Below are 15,167 nucleotides of genomic sequence, written 5' to 3' on the forward strand. Positions count from 1 at the left end.
GGGGGTCCCTTTTGCGCGCCGATCGGGGGTCCCGTTTGGACGCCGATTGACACGACCGAGGTAGCGATAGCTAAGCCGCCACAGCTTTGAGCCGTTGGGTCGGACGGTGAGGAAAAGACCCTGGGAATCCGAGAGGTTGAAGGGTTTCGCCGAGGGCTTGGCGGAAGCGATTTGGATATGAGTCAGCATAGTGTTGGTCCCAGCTTTGCCGGACCGATCCAGCACCAACAAAAGCACCAACAAATCTGTTGGTCTCGTGCCGGATTGGGGTGGATCGCCCCGGACGGTTGCCGGCGATTCTCACTGAAAAAATGCTGAGAAACCAGCCTCTTGCTGGATGTCCCTGGACGTTGCCAGGAGAACAAATGGTGCCCAGAAGAGGACTCGAACCTCCACGACCTTGCGATCGCCAGCACCTGAAGCTGGTGCGTCTACCAATTCCGCCATCTGGGCACGGGGTAGGAGCGCGCCTCTAGCCGGTGGCCCCATGGCTGTCAACGCGGGGGTCGGATATTTTTGGATTATCGGCAAATCGGGTTATGAGCGCCGCTCGCTCCCTTGCCACCCATGCAGGATGATGATGACCGCCCCCTCTCCCGATCCCGCTTACTTCACCCGGCCCGACGGGCTGCGCCTGGCCTATCGGTTCAGCGCGGGCGCGCGGCCGGGGCTGGTGTTTCTGCCGGGCTATATGTCCGACATGGAAGGGGGCAAGGCGGTCGCGCTGCACGGCTGGGCGGCGGCGCAGGGGCGGGCGATGCTGCGGCTCGACTATGCCGGGTGCGGGCTGAGCGAGGGGCGGTTCGCGGACGGGACGCTGGCAAGTTGGCGCGACGATGTGCTGATGCTGGTCGACGCGCTGACGGCCGGGCCGGTGGTGCTGGTGGGATCGTCGATGGGCGGGTGGCTGGCGCTGCTGGTGGCGCTGGCGCGGCCGGAGCGGGTGGCGGGCGTTGTCGGGATCGCCGCCGCGCCGGACTTTACCGAGTGGGGCTTTACCGATGCCGACAAAGCGCTGCTCGCGACCGAGGGGCGGATCGAGGAGCCGACGCCCTATAGCGATACCCCCTATGTGACGACGCTCGCCTTCTGGCGGTCGGGGCAAGGGCTGCGGCTGCTGGAGGGGGAGATTGCGATCGACTGTCCGGTGCGGCTGCTCCACGGGCAGGCCGACCCCGACGTGCCGTGGGAGATCGCGCTGCGGACGGCGGCGCGGCTGCGTTCATCCGATGTGCAGACGCTGCTGGTTAAGGACGGCGACCATCGCCTCTCGCGCGACAGCGACATCGCGCTGCTGATCCGCACCGTTGCTGCTCTGCTGGAAAGCCTCTGATGCCTTTTTTCCTGCCGCTCCTGCTCCAGGCCTATGATCCCGAGATCGAGGCGGTGATGAACCGCAGCCGCCAGCGCAAGCAGGAGGAGCGCGCCGCTGCTGCATCGGCTGCGTCGGCAGCGGCGGTAAAGGCTCCTGCCCCGGCGGCGCGCAATGACGGCCGTATCCCGGTGCCGGAGAAGTTCGCCGCGCCGTTCCAGCAATGTCTGGACGCCGCGATCGAAGCGCCCGACAGCGGCATCGCCTTCGCCCAGAAATGGCGGATCGAGGGCGGCAGCTTCTATGCGCGCCATTGCCTGGGCTTCGCCTATGCGCGGGCGGAGCGCTGGGCGCCGGCGATCGTGGCGTTCGAGCAGGCGGCGGAGGAAGCCGAGCGCAGCAGCGAGATGGCGCAGAGCGCGCGGCTTTGGGCGCAGGCGGGCAATGCCGCGCTGGCGAGCGGGGACGCGGCCAAGGCGCGGGGCGATTTCGACGCAGCGCTGGCGCGCGGCCTGCCCGACGGGCTGGAAAAGGGCGAGGTGCATCTCGACCGGGCGCGGGCGCTGGTGGCGCTGGGCGACATGGCGGCGGCGCGGGAGTCGCTCGACGTGGCGCTGGAGCAGGCGCCGGGCGATCCGCTCGGCTGGCTGCTGTCGGCGACTCTGGCGCGGCGGACGGGCGAGCTGCGGCTGGCGCAGGCGCATATCGCGCGGGCGGTGCGGATGTCGCCCGACGACGCTTCGGTGGCGCTGGAAGAAGGCAATATCGCGATGCTGACCGACCATGAAGACGTCGCCCGCGCCGCCTGGCAGCGGGCGGCGAAGATCGCGCCGAACGCGCCGGCGGGCAAGGCGGCGGCGGACAATCTGGCGCGCATGAGGGACGCGAAAACGCCCGCCGGTTAAGGCTTAAGAGAACAGCGAGTGGGACAGCTGTTTGGCGGTTTGCAGGTCGGCTATTTGAGGTAGAAATCGACCGTCGTGACGACGCGCACCTTCTTGTACGGCGTGTCGCTGCCCCCCTCCCCCGCTTCGCCGTCGCGGGCGTCGATCGAGAAATAGCCCTGGGTCGCGCTCTTAATGCCGCCGACGCCGGCGCCTGAATCCTGGGCGAACTGTTCGGCTGCGGCGCGGGCGTCCTTGGTGGCGGCGGCGACCATCTGCGGCTTGATGTCGTTGAGCTTCGTGAAGCTGTAGCGCATCCCCGACCCTTCCTGGAGCGTCACGCCGCGCCGGACCAGATCGAACTGCTGGGCGACGGCGCGCTGGGCGCGGGCGATGTCGGTGGTGCGCAGCAGCATCCGCTGGGTGATGGTGATGGTGTTGACGCCATTGTTGAGCCACTGGTTGACCCCGGCGCCGGTGGGCGTCAGGTCATCGGGCTTGAAGCCGAGGCTGCGGAAATAGGATTGTAACTCCTTGGTATTATTGTCTATTTCCGCGTGCACCGTAGGAAGATCGAAGCCGGTGGCGCTGTAGCTGATCGACCAGGTGGCAAGGTCTGCGGTCACGTCCTTTTCGGCAAGGCCGCGCACCGTCACCGAGCGATCGGCCGCCTTGGCGCGCTTGAGGCCATCGCCCAGCAGATAGCCGCCCGCCACCATGCCGATCGCGAGCAGCCCAGCGCTGCCGATCAGAATCTTGTCACGCATCTCCATCTCGCCTTTCCCCTTCCGTCCCGGCCCCAGCGGCCTTATCTTGATGGCGTATCTGACACTCTATAGATGAACCGTTGCTTTATAGCGACGAACGGAGCCAGCCTTGCCCAAATATCTCCACACCATGATCCGCGTCAGCGACATCGACAAGACGGTCCGCTTTTTCGAGCTGCTGGGCCTGAAGGAGGTCAGGCGCTTCGACAATGCGCAGGGGCGCTTCACCCTGGTGTTCCTGGCCGCGCCGGGCGACGAGGACGCGCAGGTGGAGCTGACCTACAACTGGCCCGCCGAGGATGGAACGCCGGCGGAAGTCTATGGCGAGGGCCGGAATTTCGGCCATCTCGCCTATCGGGTCGAGAATATCTACGACACCTGCCAGCGGCTGATGGACGCGGGCGTGACGATCAATCGGCCGCCGCGCGACGGGCATATGGCCTTCGTCCGCAGCCCCGACAATATTTCGATCGAGCTGTTGCAGGATGGGCGGCTGGAGCCGGCCGAACCCTGGGCGTCGATGCCCAACACGGGCAAATGGTGACCGACATGCTGGACGTCGTCCGAATCCCGGTGCTGAGCGACAATTATGTCTGGCTGGTGCATGACACGGCCAGCGGCGACACGGTGGTGATCGACCCGGCGGTAGCCGAGCCGGTGCTGGCGGCGGCGGCGGAGCGCGGCTGGACCATCGGCCAGATCTGGAACACCCACTGGCACCCTGACCATGTCGGCGGCAATGCGGCGATCAAGGCGGCGACCGGCTGCACCATCACCGGCCCGGCGGCGGAGGCGGAGAAGATCGGCACGCTCGACCGGGCGGTGGGCGAAGGCGATGTGGTCCGCATCGGCGATCATGAAGCGCGCGTGCTGGCGGTGCCGGCGCATACGGCGGGGCATATCGCCTATCATCTGGCGGACGATGCGATCATCTTCGTGGGCGATACGCTGTTCGCCATGGGCTGCGGCCGGCTGTTCGAAGGGACGGCGGCGCAGATGTTCGCCAATATGCAGCGCTTCGCCGCCCTGCCCGACGACACCCAGGTTTATTGCGCGCACGAATATACGCTGTCGAACGCCCGTTTCGCGATGAGCGTGGAACCGGACAATGCCGCCCTGGTTGCGCGGGTGGCGGCGGTGGAGGCCGCGCGCGGGCGTGGCGAGGCGACAGTGCCGACCAGCATCGGCGCCGAGCGGGCCACCAATATATTCATGCGCGCGCGCGACGTGGCGGACCTCGCCGCCCGCCGCGCCGCGAAGGATGCCGCCTGACGGGAGGCGGGGCGCTGTGTCGTCTCCCACGATGAAGGATGGAGAGAGAAATGCGCGCCTGGATGGCCTTGACGCCCCTGTTGCTGGCCGGCTGCACGGGCAGCTACGCGCCCGAGCCGCTGACGCAGCGGCAGGCGGCCGATCTCGACAAGGCGCTCGCCGGCAAGGTCGCGGGCGAGCCGCAGACCTGCATCAACCGCGAGCCGCAGACCAACCTGACGGTCATCAGCAACAATGTGCTGCTCTACCGCGTCAGCCGCAATCTGGTGTACAAGAATGAACTGATCGGAACATGCAGCGGCCTTACCAGCGGCAGCACGATCATCGTCCAGAGCTATGGATCGCAAATGTGCCGGGGCGACATGGCGACGGCCGCCAATCTCCAGACCGGGATCACCACCGGCGGCTGCGCGATCGGCGCGTTCATTCCCTATCGTACGCCCAAGCCTTGAGGGTCTGAGGCGAGGGCTTGGGTAGAGGCTGCCAATCAGGGTCCCCGCCTCCCAACGTCACCCCGGGCTCGACCCGGGGTCCCGCTTCCTCCACCGTCGAAAAGAAAGCGGGACCACGGATCAAGTCCGGGGTGACGAAACAGGTTTCCAACCAATTACTTGATGGCCAGTCAATTGCGCTCCGTGTCACTCGCCGATGGCGCGGGCGAGGGTGTCGCGTATGCGCTGGAGCTGGCGTAGCAGCGCCGTGTCGTCGGTGGGGGCGGGTGGCGGCGGGGCGGGCTGGGCCGATCCGGTGCGGGCCGCCTCGCCCAGCGCCTTCTGCGCGCCCTTGACGGTGAAGCCTTCGACATTGAGCAGCTGGTTGATGCGCCGCGCCAATGCCACATCCGCCGGGCGGTAGTAGCGGCGGTTGCCCGAGCGCTGGAGCGGGCGCAGCTGCGGGAAGCGCGTTTCCCAATAGCGCAATATATGCTGGGGAACGGCAAGCTGGGCGGCCAGTTCGCTGATCGTCAGAAATGCGCCATCGGCCTTTTCCATGGGGGCGATGTTGCACCCAATATTGTGGCGAGGTCAACTGGCGTAGATTCAATATGGTAGGGGCGGGATCGCTTATGCTGATGGGCATGACCGAGCCTATAGTTGGTGCTCAGCAGCGCAGTTGATGGGAGGCGCGTGACTCCCATCAAGAGTGCAGCCCCACGCATAGCGCCTCGAACCCTGGACCCCGGCTTTCGCCGGGGAACGCCCGCTTCTGATGAGGGGCTCCATCAGCGCAGATTTGGCCGCCCCCTCAAATCGAGGAAACGCGGTCCCGCATCGTCTGGCTGGCGCGGAAGGTCAGGACGCGGCGGGGCTCGATCGGCACTTCGACGCCGGTCTTGGGGTTGCGGCCCATGCGCTGGGTCTTGTCGCGCAGGACGAAGGTGCCGAAGCTCGAAATCTTCACATTCTCGCCGCGCTCCAGCGCCGCCGACATATGTTCCAGGATCGATTCGACGATCGCCGCCGCTTCGGCCCGCGACAGGCCGACATGGCGATTGACGCTTTCCGCCAGATCCGCGCGCGTGAGAGTTCCATTACCCGACATATGCCATCCCCGTTCCGACATCATCTTAAATCACCCCCCCGGATGATCCGTCGCAAATGTGCGCGATTCGCCGCGATTCCGCAAGCTTCCCATGAAGCCAGTCAGATACGCAGGACGCAGGCGCCCCAGGTGAAGCCGCCGCCCATCGCTTCGAGCACGACGAGATCGCCCGGCTTGATCCGGCCGTCGCGCACCGCAAGGTCGAGCGCCAGCGGCACCGAGGCCGCGGACGTGTTGGCGTGGCGATCGACAGTGACGACGACGCGGTCGGGCGAGAGCTTCAATTTGCGCGCGGTGGCGTCAAGGATGCGGGCGTTCGCCTGGTGCGGGACGAGCCAGTCGATCTGGTCGGTGGACAGTCCCGCCTGGCCCATCACTTCGTTCAGCACGGCGGCAAGGTTGGTGACCGCGTGGCGGAACACCTCCTGCCCCTTCATCCGCAGCTTGCCGACCGTGCCGGTGGTGGACGGGCCGCCATCGACATAGAGAAGCTGGTTGTGGCGGCCATCGGCATGGAGTTTTGCGGCCAATATGCCGCGCGCCCCCTCCGCGCTTTCCTCCGCGCCCAGCACGACCGCGCCCGCGCCGTCGCCGAAGAGGACGCAGGTGGTCCGGTCCTGCCAGTCGAGGATGCGGCTGAAGGTTTCCGACCCGATCACCAGCGCGCGGCGCGCGCCGCCCGCGCGGATCATGCTGTCGGCGACGGTCACGGCATAGAGGAAGCCCGAGCAGACGGCCGCGACGTCGAACGCGACGCAATCGTCGATGCCGAGCGCCGCCTGCACCTTGGTCGCGGCGGCGGGGAAGGTCTGGTCCGGGGTCGCGGTCGCCAGGATGATGAGGTCGATATCCTGCGGCGTCAGCCCCGCCGCCTCGATCGCGCGCTCCGCCGCCTGCGTCGCCAGCGTCGCGGTCGTCTCCCCGTCGCTGGCGATATGGCGGGTGCGGATGCCGGTGCGCTCGACGATCCAGGCGTCGCTGGTGTCCACGGTCTCCGCCAGCTCGTCATTGGTGACGATGCGCGCCGGCAGGGCGGAGCCGGTGCCGAGCAGGATCGAGCGGCGGATCACTTGGCAGGCTGCTCCAGTTGCGCGGCGACGGCGGAGAGGCTGGCGACCCCGGCCATGTCGGCAGCGATGCGGCGGGTGATGTCCTCCTCCAGCAGCCGGGCGGCGACATGGACGGCGTTCGCCACGCCCTTCTCGTCCGCGCCGCCATGGCTTTTCACGACCACGCCGTTCAGCCCCAGGAAGACCGCGCCATTATGATTATTGGGGTCGAGATGATGCTTGAGCATATACATGGCGGGCTTGGAGATCAGGAAGCCGATCTTCGAGCGGATCGAGCTGGTGAAGGCCTTGCGCAGCACGTCGGTGACGAAGCGGGCGGTGCCCTCCGCCGTTTTCAAGGCGACATTGCCCGAAAAGCCGTCGCATACGATCACGTCGCAATCGCCATGCGCCAGCTTGTCGCCCTCGGTAAAGCCGTCGAAGCGGAGCAGCAGCCCCTCGGCCGCGCGCAGCACGGCGGCGGCGTCGCGAATCTCGTCAGTGCCCTTCAAGTCCTCGGTGCCGATGTTGAGCAGGCGGACGCGGGGCTTTTCGAGATCGAAGGCGATGCGCGAATAGGCCGCGCCCATGACCGCGAACTGGACGAGGTTGCGAGCGTCGCATTCGGTGTTCGCGCCAAGGTCCAGCATCACGACGTCATTGTCGCCGAGCGTCGGCAGCAGCGCCGCCAGCGCGGGGCGATCGACGCCCGGCATGGTGCGCAGCGCCAGCTTCGCCATCGCCATCAGCGCGCCGGTATTGCCGGCCGAGACGGCCGCGCCGGCATCGCCCGCCTTCACCGCGGCGATCGCCATGCTCATCGAGCTGGACTTTTTGCGGATGGCGACGCTCGGCTTGTCCGACCCGTCGACCACCGTATCGGCATGGACCACGTCCGACGCCGCGCGCAAATTGGGATGATGGTCCAGCGCTGCCTTGATCTGCGCCTGATCGCCGAACAGGGTGAAGCGCAGCCCCTCGTGGCGGCGGCGAGCCAGCGCGGCCCCCGCCATCATCACGCGCACGCCTTCGTCCCCGCCCATCGCGTCGATTGCGATTCGCGGCTGGCTGGACACTCTCAAATCACCCCTTTGCGGAGTAGAGGGAGGACTTACGCCCCGACAGCGACGATTTCGCGGCCGTTATAATGCCCGCAGGCGTCGCACAGATTGTGGGGACGCTTCAGCTCGCCGCAGTTGGAGCATTCGTTGTAAGCCTCGACGCGCAGCGCGTCATGGCTGCGGCGCATGCCGCGGCGGGAAGGAGAAGTCTTGCGCTTGGGGACAGCCATGTCGGCACCTTGTTCCGTATATCAATCTGGTTGTGCGACTGGCCGGTTTCCGAAGGGTGCCGACGCCAACGGCGCCGCAGACCCATGCGGCCCGGATGATCGCGAAGCCATGCGCCTATAGCCTTTTTTGGCCGAGGCGCAAGTGCTTCCTTGCCTCTGCCGGCGGCGGGATTAAGGTCGCGGCGATCCTGTCGGGGGAGCCGTAAAGCCCATGCTACTGCCGATCACGCTGACCTTCGCCGCCGCCTGCGCGCTGCTCAACCTGTGGCTGGCGATTCGCTGCGCCCGCTTCCGCATCAAGGACAAGGTGCTGCATGGCGATGCGGGCCATGCGCTGCTGGCGCGGCGGATGCGGGCGCACGCCAACTTCGTGGAATATACGCCGATCGTGCTGATCCTCACTGGTCTTGTCGAGCTGGCGGCGGGGGCGTCGATCTGGCTCTGGATCGTCGCCTTGGCCTATGTGCTCGCACGGGTGGCGCATGCGTTCGGCATGGATGCGGACAAGCCGACGGTCTGGCGCGGCGGCGGCGCGCTGCTGACCTGGGCGATCACGGCGGGGCTGGCGGTGGCGGCGCTGCTGATCGCCTATGGCGCGACGCGCGAGGTGCCTGCGCCGCCGAGCATGGCGCGGGTCTAAAGCCTCAGCGCGCCAGCACCGAATCGGCGACGAAGGGATTGCTGCGCCTTTCATGCGCGAAATTGCTCATGGGGCCATGGCCGGGGACGAAGGCCGTGTCGCCGCCCAGGGGCCAGAGCTTGCCGGTGATCGCGTCGATCAGCTGCTGGTGATTGCCGCGCGGGAAGTCGGTGCGGCCGATCGATCCCTGAAACAGCACATCGCCGACGATCGCGAGCTTGCTGGGCGCATGATGAAAGACGACATGGCCAGGCGTGTGGCCGGGGCAGTGATAGACGTCGAGCGTGAGATTGCCGACTGTCACCTGGTCGCCATCGACCAGCCAGCGGTCGGGCTCGAACGTGCGACCGTCGATGCCATATTTGGGGCCTTCGCTGCCGAGCTTGTCGATCCAGAAGCGATCCTCCTCATGCGGCCCCTCGATCGGCACGCCGAGGTCTTCGGCGAGGATGCCCGCCTGCCCGCAATGGTCGATATGGCCATGCGTGACGAGGATCTTCTCGATCGTGACGCCCTGTTGCTGCGCGGCGCGCTTGAGCACCGGCAGGTCGCCGCCCGGATCGACGAACGCCCCGCGCATCGTTTCCGTGCACCAGAAGAGGGTGCAGTTCTGCTGGAGCGGGGTGACGGGGATGAGCGTGGCTTTGAGCGGCGGATTGGTCATGATGGGGATGTGGCGGAGGGGATGGGGGAGCGCAAGCCCTTCCCACGCTGTGCCCCGGCGCACGCCGGGGTCCAGAGTCCGCCAGCGCTGCGCCTCGGACCCTGGACCCCGGCCTTCGCCGGGGAACAAGGTAGGCTACTCCTCCGCGCCGATCGGGATCGGTTCGGCGAGGCTGATGCTGTCGAGCACGCGGGCGGTCTCGTCCCGCACCCGCAGCATCACCCGATGTAGGCGACATTCCGATTCGGGCAGGCAGTTGGTGCAGCTTTCGTGCGCGAAGCGGCTGGCGCAGGGGGTGAGGGCGAGCGAGCCGCGCGTCAGGCGGACGATGTCGCCATAGCTGATGTCCACCGGCGCGAGCGCCAGCCAATAGCCGCCCTCGCGCCCGCGCTGGGTCGCCACCAGACCCTCGCGCGACAGCTCGGAGAGGATCACGGTCAGGAACTTGGCCGGAATATTCTGCCGCGTCGCGATCTCGCTGAGCGGCACGGGGCCTTGTCGGTAGCGGTCGGCGAGATGTTGCAGCGCGCGGATGGCGTAACGGGTCTTCTGGGACAGCATATTTCGGTTATTCGCCGCCCCGTGCGCTTTGGCAACAGGTAAGAAGGCCGCCTACCTTGGATCCTTCCCTTGCAGGGGAGGATGGATCAGGGCGTGGTCGAAGGCGTCAGCGCCGCGCGGGCTTGGCCAGGGAAATCGCTAAACAGGCCGTCCACCCCGGTCGCGGCGACGGCGCGGACCCAGCCGGTGAAGTCGCCGCGCCCCTGCGGATCGTCCGCGCGCTGATATTGGGCGGGCAGGAAGCTGTTTTCCATCCTGAGCGTCCAGACATGGACCTGCAAGCCCGCCTCATGCGCGCGGCCCACCAAAGCGGTCGGGCCTTCGGGCGCGATCAGCAGGGCGGCCGAGGGGCCGATCCCGTCGGCGTAGGAGGCGATCTCGCCCAGGCCCTGCACCGTCAGCATGTCCGCATAGCTGGTGCCGGGGAGGTCCGCCGGGCCGCCCTCGGCATCGACGAGCTGGATGAGGCGCAGCCGGGTGGCGGCGCGCAGGGCTTTCAGGTTGCCGACCTCGAACGACTGGATGAATACCGGGTCGTCCGGCGTCCCATAGCCATATTTCGACAGCAGACCGAGCAAGGCCGCCTGATGCGGCAGGCCGATTTTCGCGAAATAGGTCGGATGCTTGGTTTCGGGATAGAGGCCGATGCGGCGGTGCGCCTCCGCCTCCTTGGCACGGACCAGCTGCAAAATCTCCTCGAATGTGGGGATCTGGTAGAGGTCGTTGAAGCGCTTGTTGGCCGGGCGCACATCGGGCAGCCGCTCGCGCGCATGGAGCGTCCGCAACTCCGCCAGCGTGAAATCCTCGGTGAACCAGCCGGTCATGACGATGCCGTCGATCGTCTTCTCGGTCTTGCGGTCGGCAAACTCGGGATGGTCGGCGACGTCGGTGGTGCCGCTGATCTCATTTTCGTGCCGGGCGACCAGAACGCCGTCCTTGGTCAGGACAAGGTCCGGCTCGATATAGTCCGCGCCCTGGTCGATCGCGCGCTCGTAGCTCGCCAGCGTATGTTCCGGCCGCTCGCCGCTCGCGCCGCGATGGGCGATGATGATCGGCTCGGCGAGCGCGGGGGAGAGAGGAAGGAGGCTCATCAGCAGCAATCCCGCATGGATCAGCCCCCGCATCGTCACGCCTTCACGCGCTGGAGCGCGTTCTCGTAGGTGGTCGCCTTGAACCCGACGAGGGTGCCCTTGCCGGTGTCGAGGATCGGCCGCTTTATCATCGAGGGGTTGGCGAGCATCAGCGCGATCGCCTTGTCCGCGTCGATATGCGCCTTGTCGCCCGCGTCCAGCGCCTTGAAGGTGGTGCCGGAGCGGTTGAGGATGGTTTCCCAGCCATGCTCCATCACCCATTCCTCCAGCCGGCCCTTGTCGATGCCCGACACCTTATAGTCGTGGAAGCTGTAGGCCACACGCTCATTGTCCAGCCAGTTGCGGGCCTTCTTGATCGTGTCGCAATTTTTGATGCCGTACATGGTAATCATGGCGTCGCTTCCGTTTCAGCCTTTGAAGGCGGTGACTTCGATTTCGATCTTCATCTCCGGCTTGATGAGGCCGGCGACGACGCAGCTGGCGGCGGGGCGGATGGCGCCGAACACCGGCGCGGTCGCCTGCCCCAGCACATCCCAATAAGCCGGGTCGGTGATATAATAAGTGACGCGCACCACGTCCGCGAAGGAAAAGCCCGCTTCCTCCAGCGCCCGGCCGATGACCTTCAGCGCATTGCGGCCCTGCTCGACCACATCTTCTGGCATGGCTTTGGTGTCGGGATCGGTGCCGGTGGTGCCGGCGACGAAGCACCAGTCGCCCTGGACGACGGCGCGGGAATAGCCGACCTGCGCCTCGAACGGCGAGCCGGAGGAAATGAGCTGGCGGGACATGAAGGTTCCTGCTGCGGTGCGAAAGGATCGGGAGCGCCTTTGCCCCCTCCCCTCCCGCCTGTCCAGCGCTTTTGCGGAACAGCGCCCCGCGCCGCCCGTTGAAGCGGCGTCACGATTTGCAGGAGACGATGCCATGGACCGCCCCACCCCCGACCGCGAGCTGGAAGAGAATAGCGAACAGGCCGAGGCCGGCACCCAGGCGCAGGATGTCGCCGACGAAGCGCTCACTCGCGCGATCGACCTCAGCGAAGACAGCGAGCGCGGCGGACGGCCCAACCCGGCGCAGATCATCCCCGACGATACCGAGGATCTGGTCGAGAAGATGGAGGCGATGAACCGATCCGGCCGGATCGACATGGACGCCTATGCCGGCGAGCCGCAGATGGACGATGAGGAGGACAGCTTCGGCCCGACCGAGGATATGGACGACCCGGACGAGCTGTAAGCGGACGGATGCGTCCATAATGGCGCGCGGGAAGCGGCTGCTTTGCGCGGCGGGCGCTGCTTGCCCGCGGCAGTCGCGCCGATATGGCGGGGGTATGGATCGGCTTTAACCCTCTCTTGAGGGGCCGGGCGCTAGGCTCGCGCGATGGCGAGACGAGGAACGGGGCGACGCGGGTCGTCGCAGCACGACAGGGTGCAGCAAGCCTGGCTGGCGGAGGCGCGACGCAGCGGGAACGTGCTGCGGTTCAGCCCAGCGCCGGCGCGGCGCGGGCTGAACCGTCCGGCGATCGCCTATATGCTCTGCCTGGCGCTGATGATCGGCTGGTTCGGGCCGGACTGGGTGGCGCGCTATGCGCCCAGCGCGCCGCTGACGAGCAGCCCGCCTGCGGCCGACAGGCTTTCGGCCCGGTTCGGCTTCTGCCATAGCGGGGGCGGGACCAACTGCGTCGTCGATGGCGACACATTCTGGTTCCAGGGCGGGAAATACCGGATCGCCGACATCGACACGCCCGAAACCCATGGGCCACGTTGCGCGGCGGAAGCAGAACTGGGCGCGCGGGCGACGGAGCGGTTGCAGGCTTTGCTCAACGCCGGGCCGTTTTCGCTAAAGGTCGGGGATCGGGAGGTGGACCGCTATGGCCGCGCGCTGCGGATCGTGACGCGCGATGACGAGTCCCTGGGCGCCATCTTGGTCGCCGAGGGACTCGCCCGGTCGTGGGATGGCGCGCGCCGTCCCTGGTGCTAGCTCGACTTAGCGGCAGCTCACCCCGCCACGGTCGATCTCGCGGCCGAGCAGCGCGCCCGCGCCGCCGCCGATCAGGACACCGGCGATGTTCGACTGGCCGCGATCGATCTGGCTGCCGAGCAGGCCGCCCAGCGCCGCGCCGACGATCAGCCCGGTCGTGCCGTCCGAGCGGCGGCAATAATAGCGGTCGTCATAGCCGCGATAGATGCGGGTGCGGCGATCGACCCGGATCGGGGCATAGCCGGTGCGATAATAGCGGTTGGGCTGATAATAGCGGCCATAGCGCGGGTCGGGCCGGTTATAGTCATAGGCATAGACGGTGCGGCCGGGGCGATAATAGTCGCGGCGGTCGTCGCGACGGTCCTCGCGCCAGTCACGGCGCGCGTCCTGACGGGCGTCGCGCATGTCGCGGCGATATTCCTGCCGCGCCTGCTTGACGTTGCGCTGATAGTCGCGGCGGGCCTCCTGCGCATCGCGGCGATATTCGCGACCCGGCTGCGCCTGCGCGGCGGTGGCGGCAAGGCCGGTCAGCGCCATCGCGCCCAGCGACAGGGCGGCGACGACCGGCTTCATCAGCATCTTCATCTTTGAGGCTCCTTTCCCTCTTCATCCGTGCTGGCGGTAGAACCCGCCGAGGGGAAAGGCGTTGCATGAACGGAACAAAACCTGCGGTTCATGGGGGCGACAGGCGGGGGGAAATCGCTAATAGCGGGGTAAGGCGAAGTCAGGGGACGAGAACCGCCTCCGGCTCCGACGGCGGCGGGAGCGGCGGCGCGGCAAAGGTGACAGGGCTGCTGAGCATGACCCGCTCCAGCCGGGTCGCGCTCAGGCATTGGTGGCAATGGGCATGGTCGAACAGCGTGTCGAGCACCCAGGCCTGCGCCGCCACGTCCCACACCGCCCATGCGTCGCGCGTGACATGATCGCTGCCGCAGATGTGGCAGATATAGGCAGAGCGTGGGGGCGTTGGGTTGGGCATGGCCCCACCATAGCGCCGGTTCCACCATATTGGCGGGAGATGGGTCCGTTATGGAGGCGGTTTCGGTCAGGCCACCGCTTTGCGCGACGATGTCTGGTCGCCCCGACCGGCGAGCAGGCCGACGATTGAGATATCTTCGTCAATCTCCTCCCAATGCAGTCCGCTAGGGCTGAGAAAAAAGTCCGCGCGCTGCGCTGGGGTGGCGTGCAGCAGGCGGGGAAACCAGACAAGCGGCACGCCCAGCGTGCGGCCGTCCTCGAGATCGACCCACATCAGCGCCTCATCGAAGCGCACGTCGGTTGGCCTAGGCGAAGAAGTCATTCCAGGCGTCCTCGATTTCATCCCGCCGGGCTTCGACGATGTCCCGGAGCCGCTTGATCCTACGCGCGTCGAAGCCGCGATTATAAGCGAGTTCGACATCGGGATACAGCCAGAACTTGGCGTCCGCGCCAGACCGGGCGACATGGATATGCACCGGCTCGCGCGGATCGCCTTCGTTCGCGAAGAAGTGGAAGCGGCAATCATCGACCCGGAAGACGACCGGCATGGATCACCCCCTACATTTGTGAGTCGGGACGACGGCTAGACGCCCTCCTACTCCGCCGCGATCCCCGCTGCCTTGAACATGTCGGGGCCGTCGTCGTCGGCATTGGCCGCGTCGGCGCCCTTCACCTTCTGGCGGCGGTCGAAGGCGTCCCAGACGTCGTTCCACTGGCCCCGCGTCGCGCCCTTGCTATATTCGGTCGCGCGGGTCTCGAAGAAATTGGCGTGCTCCACCCCGTTCAGCAGCGGGGTGAGCCAGGGGAGCGGATGCTCGTCGATCATGTAGATGGGTTTCAGGCCCAATTGCCCCAGCCGCCAGTCGGCGATGTAGCGGACATATTTCTTGATGTCCTTGGGCGTCATGCCCGGCACCGGACCCATTTCGAACACCAGATCGACAAACGCATCCTCGATACGGACGGTTTTCTGGCACATGTCCATGATGTCGTCCTTGACCGAAGGGGTCAGGCACTGGCGTTCGGCGCAGAAGGCGTGGAACAGCTTGATGATGCCCTCGCAATGCAGCGTTTCGTCGCGGATCGACCAGGTGACGATCTGGCCCATGCCCTTCATCTTGTTGAAGCGCGGGAAGTTC

At 66.7% G+C, this 15,167-nt stretch carries 25 protein-coding genes and 1 tRNA gene; 8 read left to right on the top strand and 18 right to left on the bottom strand.

Features of this window, described 5'->3' with window-relative positions; all coding sequences use genetic code 11:
• Together V2B31_RS13245 and V2B31_RS13250 are read right to left on the bottom strand one after the other, a co-directional pair.
• Positions 1-189: Arm DNA-binding domain-containing protein (locus tag V2B31_RS13245; protein ID WP_328279273.1), on the bottom strand; the 189-nt coding region annotated here is incomplete at its 3' end.
• Between the two features lie 177 nt (positions 190-366).
• Positions 367-453: transfer RNA gene (locus tag V2B31_RS13250), tRNA-Leu, on the bottom strand.
• A gap of 127 nt (positions 454-580) precedes the next feature.
• Between V2B31_RS13250 and V2B31_RS13255 the strand changes: the two genes are divergently transcribed.
• Positions 581-1,333: an alpha/beta hydrolase gene (locus tag V2B31_RS13255; RefSeq protein WP_328279316.1), complete on the top strand. Its 753-nt coding sequence runs from the start codon at positions 581-583 to the stop codon at positions 1,331-1,333.
• The gene (locus tag V2B31_RS13260; RefSeq protein ID WP_328279275.1) at positions 1,333-2,217 is read left to right on the top strand and encodes a tetratricopeptide repeat protein; all 885 of its coding nucleotides are present in this window, start codon (positions 1,333-1,335) and stop codon (positions 2,215-2,217) included. The genes V2B31_RS13255 and V2B31_RS13260 overlap by 1 nt, the downstream gene beginning before the upstream one ends.
• 50 nt (positions 2,218-2,267) lie before the next feature.
• Here V2B31_RS13260 and V2B31_RS13265 read toward each other — a convergent pair whose 3' ends face one another.
• The gene (locus tag V2B31_RS13265) at positions 2,268-2,969 is read right to left on the bottom strand and encodes an SIMPL domain-containing protein (RefSeq protein WP_328279277.1); all 702 of its coding nucleotides are present in this window, start codon (positions 2,967-2,969) and stop codon (positions 2,268-2,270) included.
• A gap of 103 nt (positions 2,970-3,072) precedes the next feature.
• Between V2B31_RS13265 and V2B31_RS13270 the strand changes: the two genes are divergently transcribed.
• The 3 genes from V2B31_RS13270 to V2B31_RS13280 are packed head-to-tail and all read left to right on the top strand — an operon-like array spanning position 3,073 to position 4,687.
• Positions 3,073-3,507, top strand: a complete 435-nt coding sequence (locus V2B31_RS13270) for a VOC family protein (RefSeq protein WP_328279279.1) — start codon at positions 3,073-3,075, stop codon at positions 3,505-3,507.
• A gap of 5 nt (positions 3,508-3,512) precedes the next feature.
• The gene (gene gloB, locus V2B31_RS13275) at positions 3,513-4,235 is read left to right on the top strand and encodes a hydroxyacylglutathione hydrolase (RefSeq protein ID WP_328279318.1); all 723 of its coding nucleotides are present in this window, start codon (positions 3,513-3,515) and stop codon (positions 4,233-4,235) included.
• Between the two features lie 50 nt (positions 4,236-4,285).
• The gene (locus V2B31_RS13280; RefSeq protein ID WP_328279281.1) at positions 4,286-4,687 is read left to right on the top strand and encodes a hypothetical protein; all 402 of its coding nucleotides are present in this window, start codon (positions 4,286-4,288) and stop codon (positions 4,685-4,687) included.
• A gap of 186 nt (positions 4,688-4,873) precedes the next feature.
• On the opposite strand, the gene V2B31_RS13285 is transcribed toward V2B31_RS13280, so the two are convergent.
• From V2B31_RS13285 to rpmF, 5 genes are all read right to left on the bottom strand, one after another.
• A complete protein-coding gene (locus tag V2B31_RS13285) occupies positions 4,874-5,227 on the bottom strand; it encodes a MerR family transcriptional regulator (protein ID WP_328279283.1) in 354 nt (117 codons plus the stop codon).
• 253 nt (positions 5,228-5,480) lie between these two features.
• The gene (locus V2B31_RS13290) at positions 5,481-5,777 is read right to left on the bottom strand and encodes an integration host factor subunit alpha (RefSeq protein WP_328279285.1); all 297 of its coding nucleotides are present in this window, start codon (positions 5,775-5,777) and stop codon (positions 5,481-5,483) included.
• A 101-nt stretch (positions 5,778-5,878) separates the two neighbouring features.
• Positions 5,879-6,847 carry a beta-ketoacyl-ACP synthase III gene (locus V2B31_RS13295; RefSeq protein WP_328279287.1) on the bottom strand — a complete coding sequence of 323 codons (969 nt, stop codon included), beginning with the start codon at positions 6,845-6,847 and terminating at the stop codon, positions 5,879-5,881.
• Positions 6,844-7,869 carry a phosphate acyltransferase PlsX gene (plsX, locus tag V2B31_RS13300; RefSeq protein WP_328279320.1) on the bottom strand — a complete coding sequence of 342 codons (1,026 nt, stop codon included), beginning with the start codon at positions 7,867-7,869 and terminating at the stop codon, positions 6,844-6,846. The genes V2B31_RS13295 and plsX overlap by 4 nt, the downstream gene beginning before the upstream one ends.
• A 68-nt stretch (positions 7,870-7,937) precedes the next feature.
• Positions 7,938-8,117 (bottom strand): 50S ribosomal protein L32, encoded by a 180-nt coding sequence (gene rpmF / locus V2B31_RS13305; RefSeq protein ID WP_066699979.1) that lies wholly within the window; start codon positions 8,115-8,117, stop codon positions 7,938-7,940.
• Between the two features lie 211 nt (positions 8,118-8,328).
• On the opposite strand from rpmF, the gene V2B31_RS13310 reads away from it, so the two are divergent.
• The gene (locus V2B31_RS13310) at positions 8,329-8,757 is read left to right on the top strand and encodes an MAPEG family protein (RefSeq protein WP_328279292.1); all 429 of its coding nucleotides are present in this window, start codon (positions 8,329-8,331) and stop codon (positions 8,755-8,757) included.
• Between the two features lie 4 nt (positions 8,758-8,761).
• Here the strand turns inward: V2B31_RS13310 and V2B31_RS13315 are convergent, their stop codons facing one another.
• The 5 genes from V2B31_RS13315 to V2B31_RS13335 all read right to left on the bottom strand — a co-directional run bounded on the left by V2B31_RS13315 (position 8,762) and on the right by V2B31_RS13335 (position 11,861).
• On the bottom strand, positions 8,762-9,421 hold the full coding sequence (locus V2B31_RS13315; protein ID WP_328279294.1) for an MBL fold metallo-hydrolase: 660 nt from the start codon (positions 9,419-9,421) through the stop codon (positions 8,762-8,764).
• Positions 9,422-9,556: 135 nt separating this feature from the next.
• Positions 9,557-9,982, bottom strand: coding sequence for an RrF2 family transcriptional regulator (locus tag V2B31_RS13320; protein WP_328279296.1), 426 nt, complete (start codon positions 9,980-9,982; stop codon positions 9,557-9,559).
• An 86-nt stretch (positions 9,983-10,068) separates the two neighbouring features.
• Complete coding sequence (locus V2B31_RS13325) at positions 10,069-11,106, bottom strand: glycerophosphodiester phosphodiesterase (RefSeq protein ID WP_422248014.1); 1,038 nt, start codon at positions 11,104-11,106, stop codon at positions 10,069-10,071.
• A gap of 2 nt (positions 11,107-11,108) precedes the next feature.
• The gene (locus tag V2B31_RS13330; protein ID WP_328279300.1) at positions 11,109-11,465 is read right to left on the bottom strand and encodes an ArsC family reductase; all 357 of its coding nucleotides are present in this window, start codon (positions 11,463-11,465) and stop codon (positions 11,109-11,111) included.
• A gap of 15 nt (positions 11,466-11,480) precedes the next feature.
• A complete protein-coding gene (locus V2B31_RS13335) occupies positions 11,481-11,861 on the bottom strand; it encodes a RidA family protein (protein ID WP_328279302.1) in 381 nt (126 codons plus the stop codon).
• A gap of 133 nt (positions 11,862-11,994) precedes the next feature.
• Between V2B31_RS13335 and V2B31_RS13340 the strand changes: the two genes are divergently transcribed.
• Both V2B31_RS13340 and V2B31_RS13345 read left to right on the top strand, forming a co-directional pair.
• Complete coding sequence (locus V2B31_RS13340) at positions 11,995-12,306, top strand: hypothetical protein (RefSeq protein ID WP_328279304.1); 312 nt, start codon at positions 11,995-11,997, stop codon at positions 12,304-12,306.
• 144 nt (positions 12,307-12,450) lie between these two features.
• Positions 12,451-13,050, top strand: a complete 600-nt coding sequence (locus tag V2B31_RS13345; protein WP_422248015.1) for a thermonuclease family protein — start codon at positions 12,451-12,453, stop codon at positions 13,048-13,050.
• Positions 13,051-13,056: 6 nt separating this feature from the next.
• On the opposite strand, the gene V2B31_RS13350 is transcribed toward V2B31_RS13345, so the two are convergent.
• From V2B31_RS13350 to V2B31_RS13370, 5 genes are all read right to left on the bottom strand, one after another.
• Complete coding sequence (locus V2B31_RS13350; protein WP_328279306.1) at positions 13,057-13,635, bottom strand: glycine zipper 2TM domain-containing protein; 579 nt, start codon at positions 13,633-13,635, stop codon at positions 13,057-13,059.
• Positions 13,636-13,774: 139 nt separating this feature from the next.
• Positions 13,775-14,029: a hypothetical protein gene (locus V2B31_RS13355; protein WP_328279308.1), complete on the bottom strand. Its 255-nt coding sequence runs from the start codon at positions 14,027-14,029 to the stop codon at positions 13,775-13,777.
• A gap of 66 nt (positions 14,030-14,095) precedes the next feature.
• Positions 14,096-14,350, bottom strand: coding sequence for a DUF2442 domain-containing protein (locus V2B31_RS13360; RefSeq protein ID WP_328279310.1), 255 nt, complete (start codon positions 14,348-14,350; stop codon positions 14,096-14,098).
• Positions 14,334-14,576 (bottom strand): DUF4160 domain-containing protein, encoded by a 243-nt coding sequence (locus tag V2B31_RS13365; protein ID WP_328279312.1) that lies wholly within the window; start codon positions 14,574-14,576, stop codon positions 14,334-14,336. The genes V2B31_RS13360 and V2B31_RS13365 overlap by 17 nt, the downstream gene beginning before the upstream one ends.
• Positions 14,577-14,623: 47 nt before the next feature.
• A partial coding sequence (locus tag V2B31_RS13370) for a ribonucleotide-diphosphate reductase subunit beta (protein WP_328279314.1) occupies positions 14,624-15,167 on the bottom strand: 544 nt, incomplete at its 5' end.

Source organism: Sphingobium sp. (genome assembly GCF_036170395.1).
GTDB lineage: Bacteria > Pseudomonadota > Alphaproteobacteria > Sphingomonadales > Sphingomonadaceae > Sphingobium.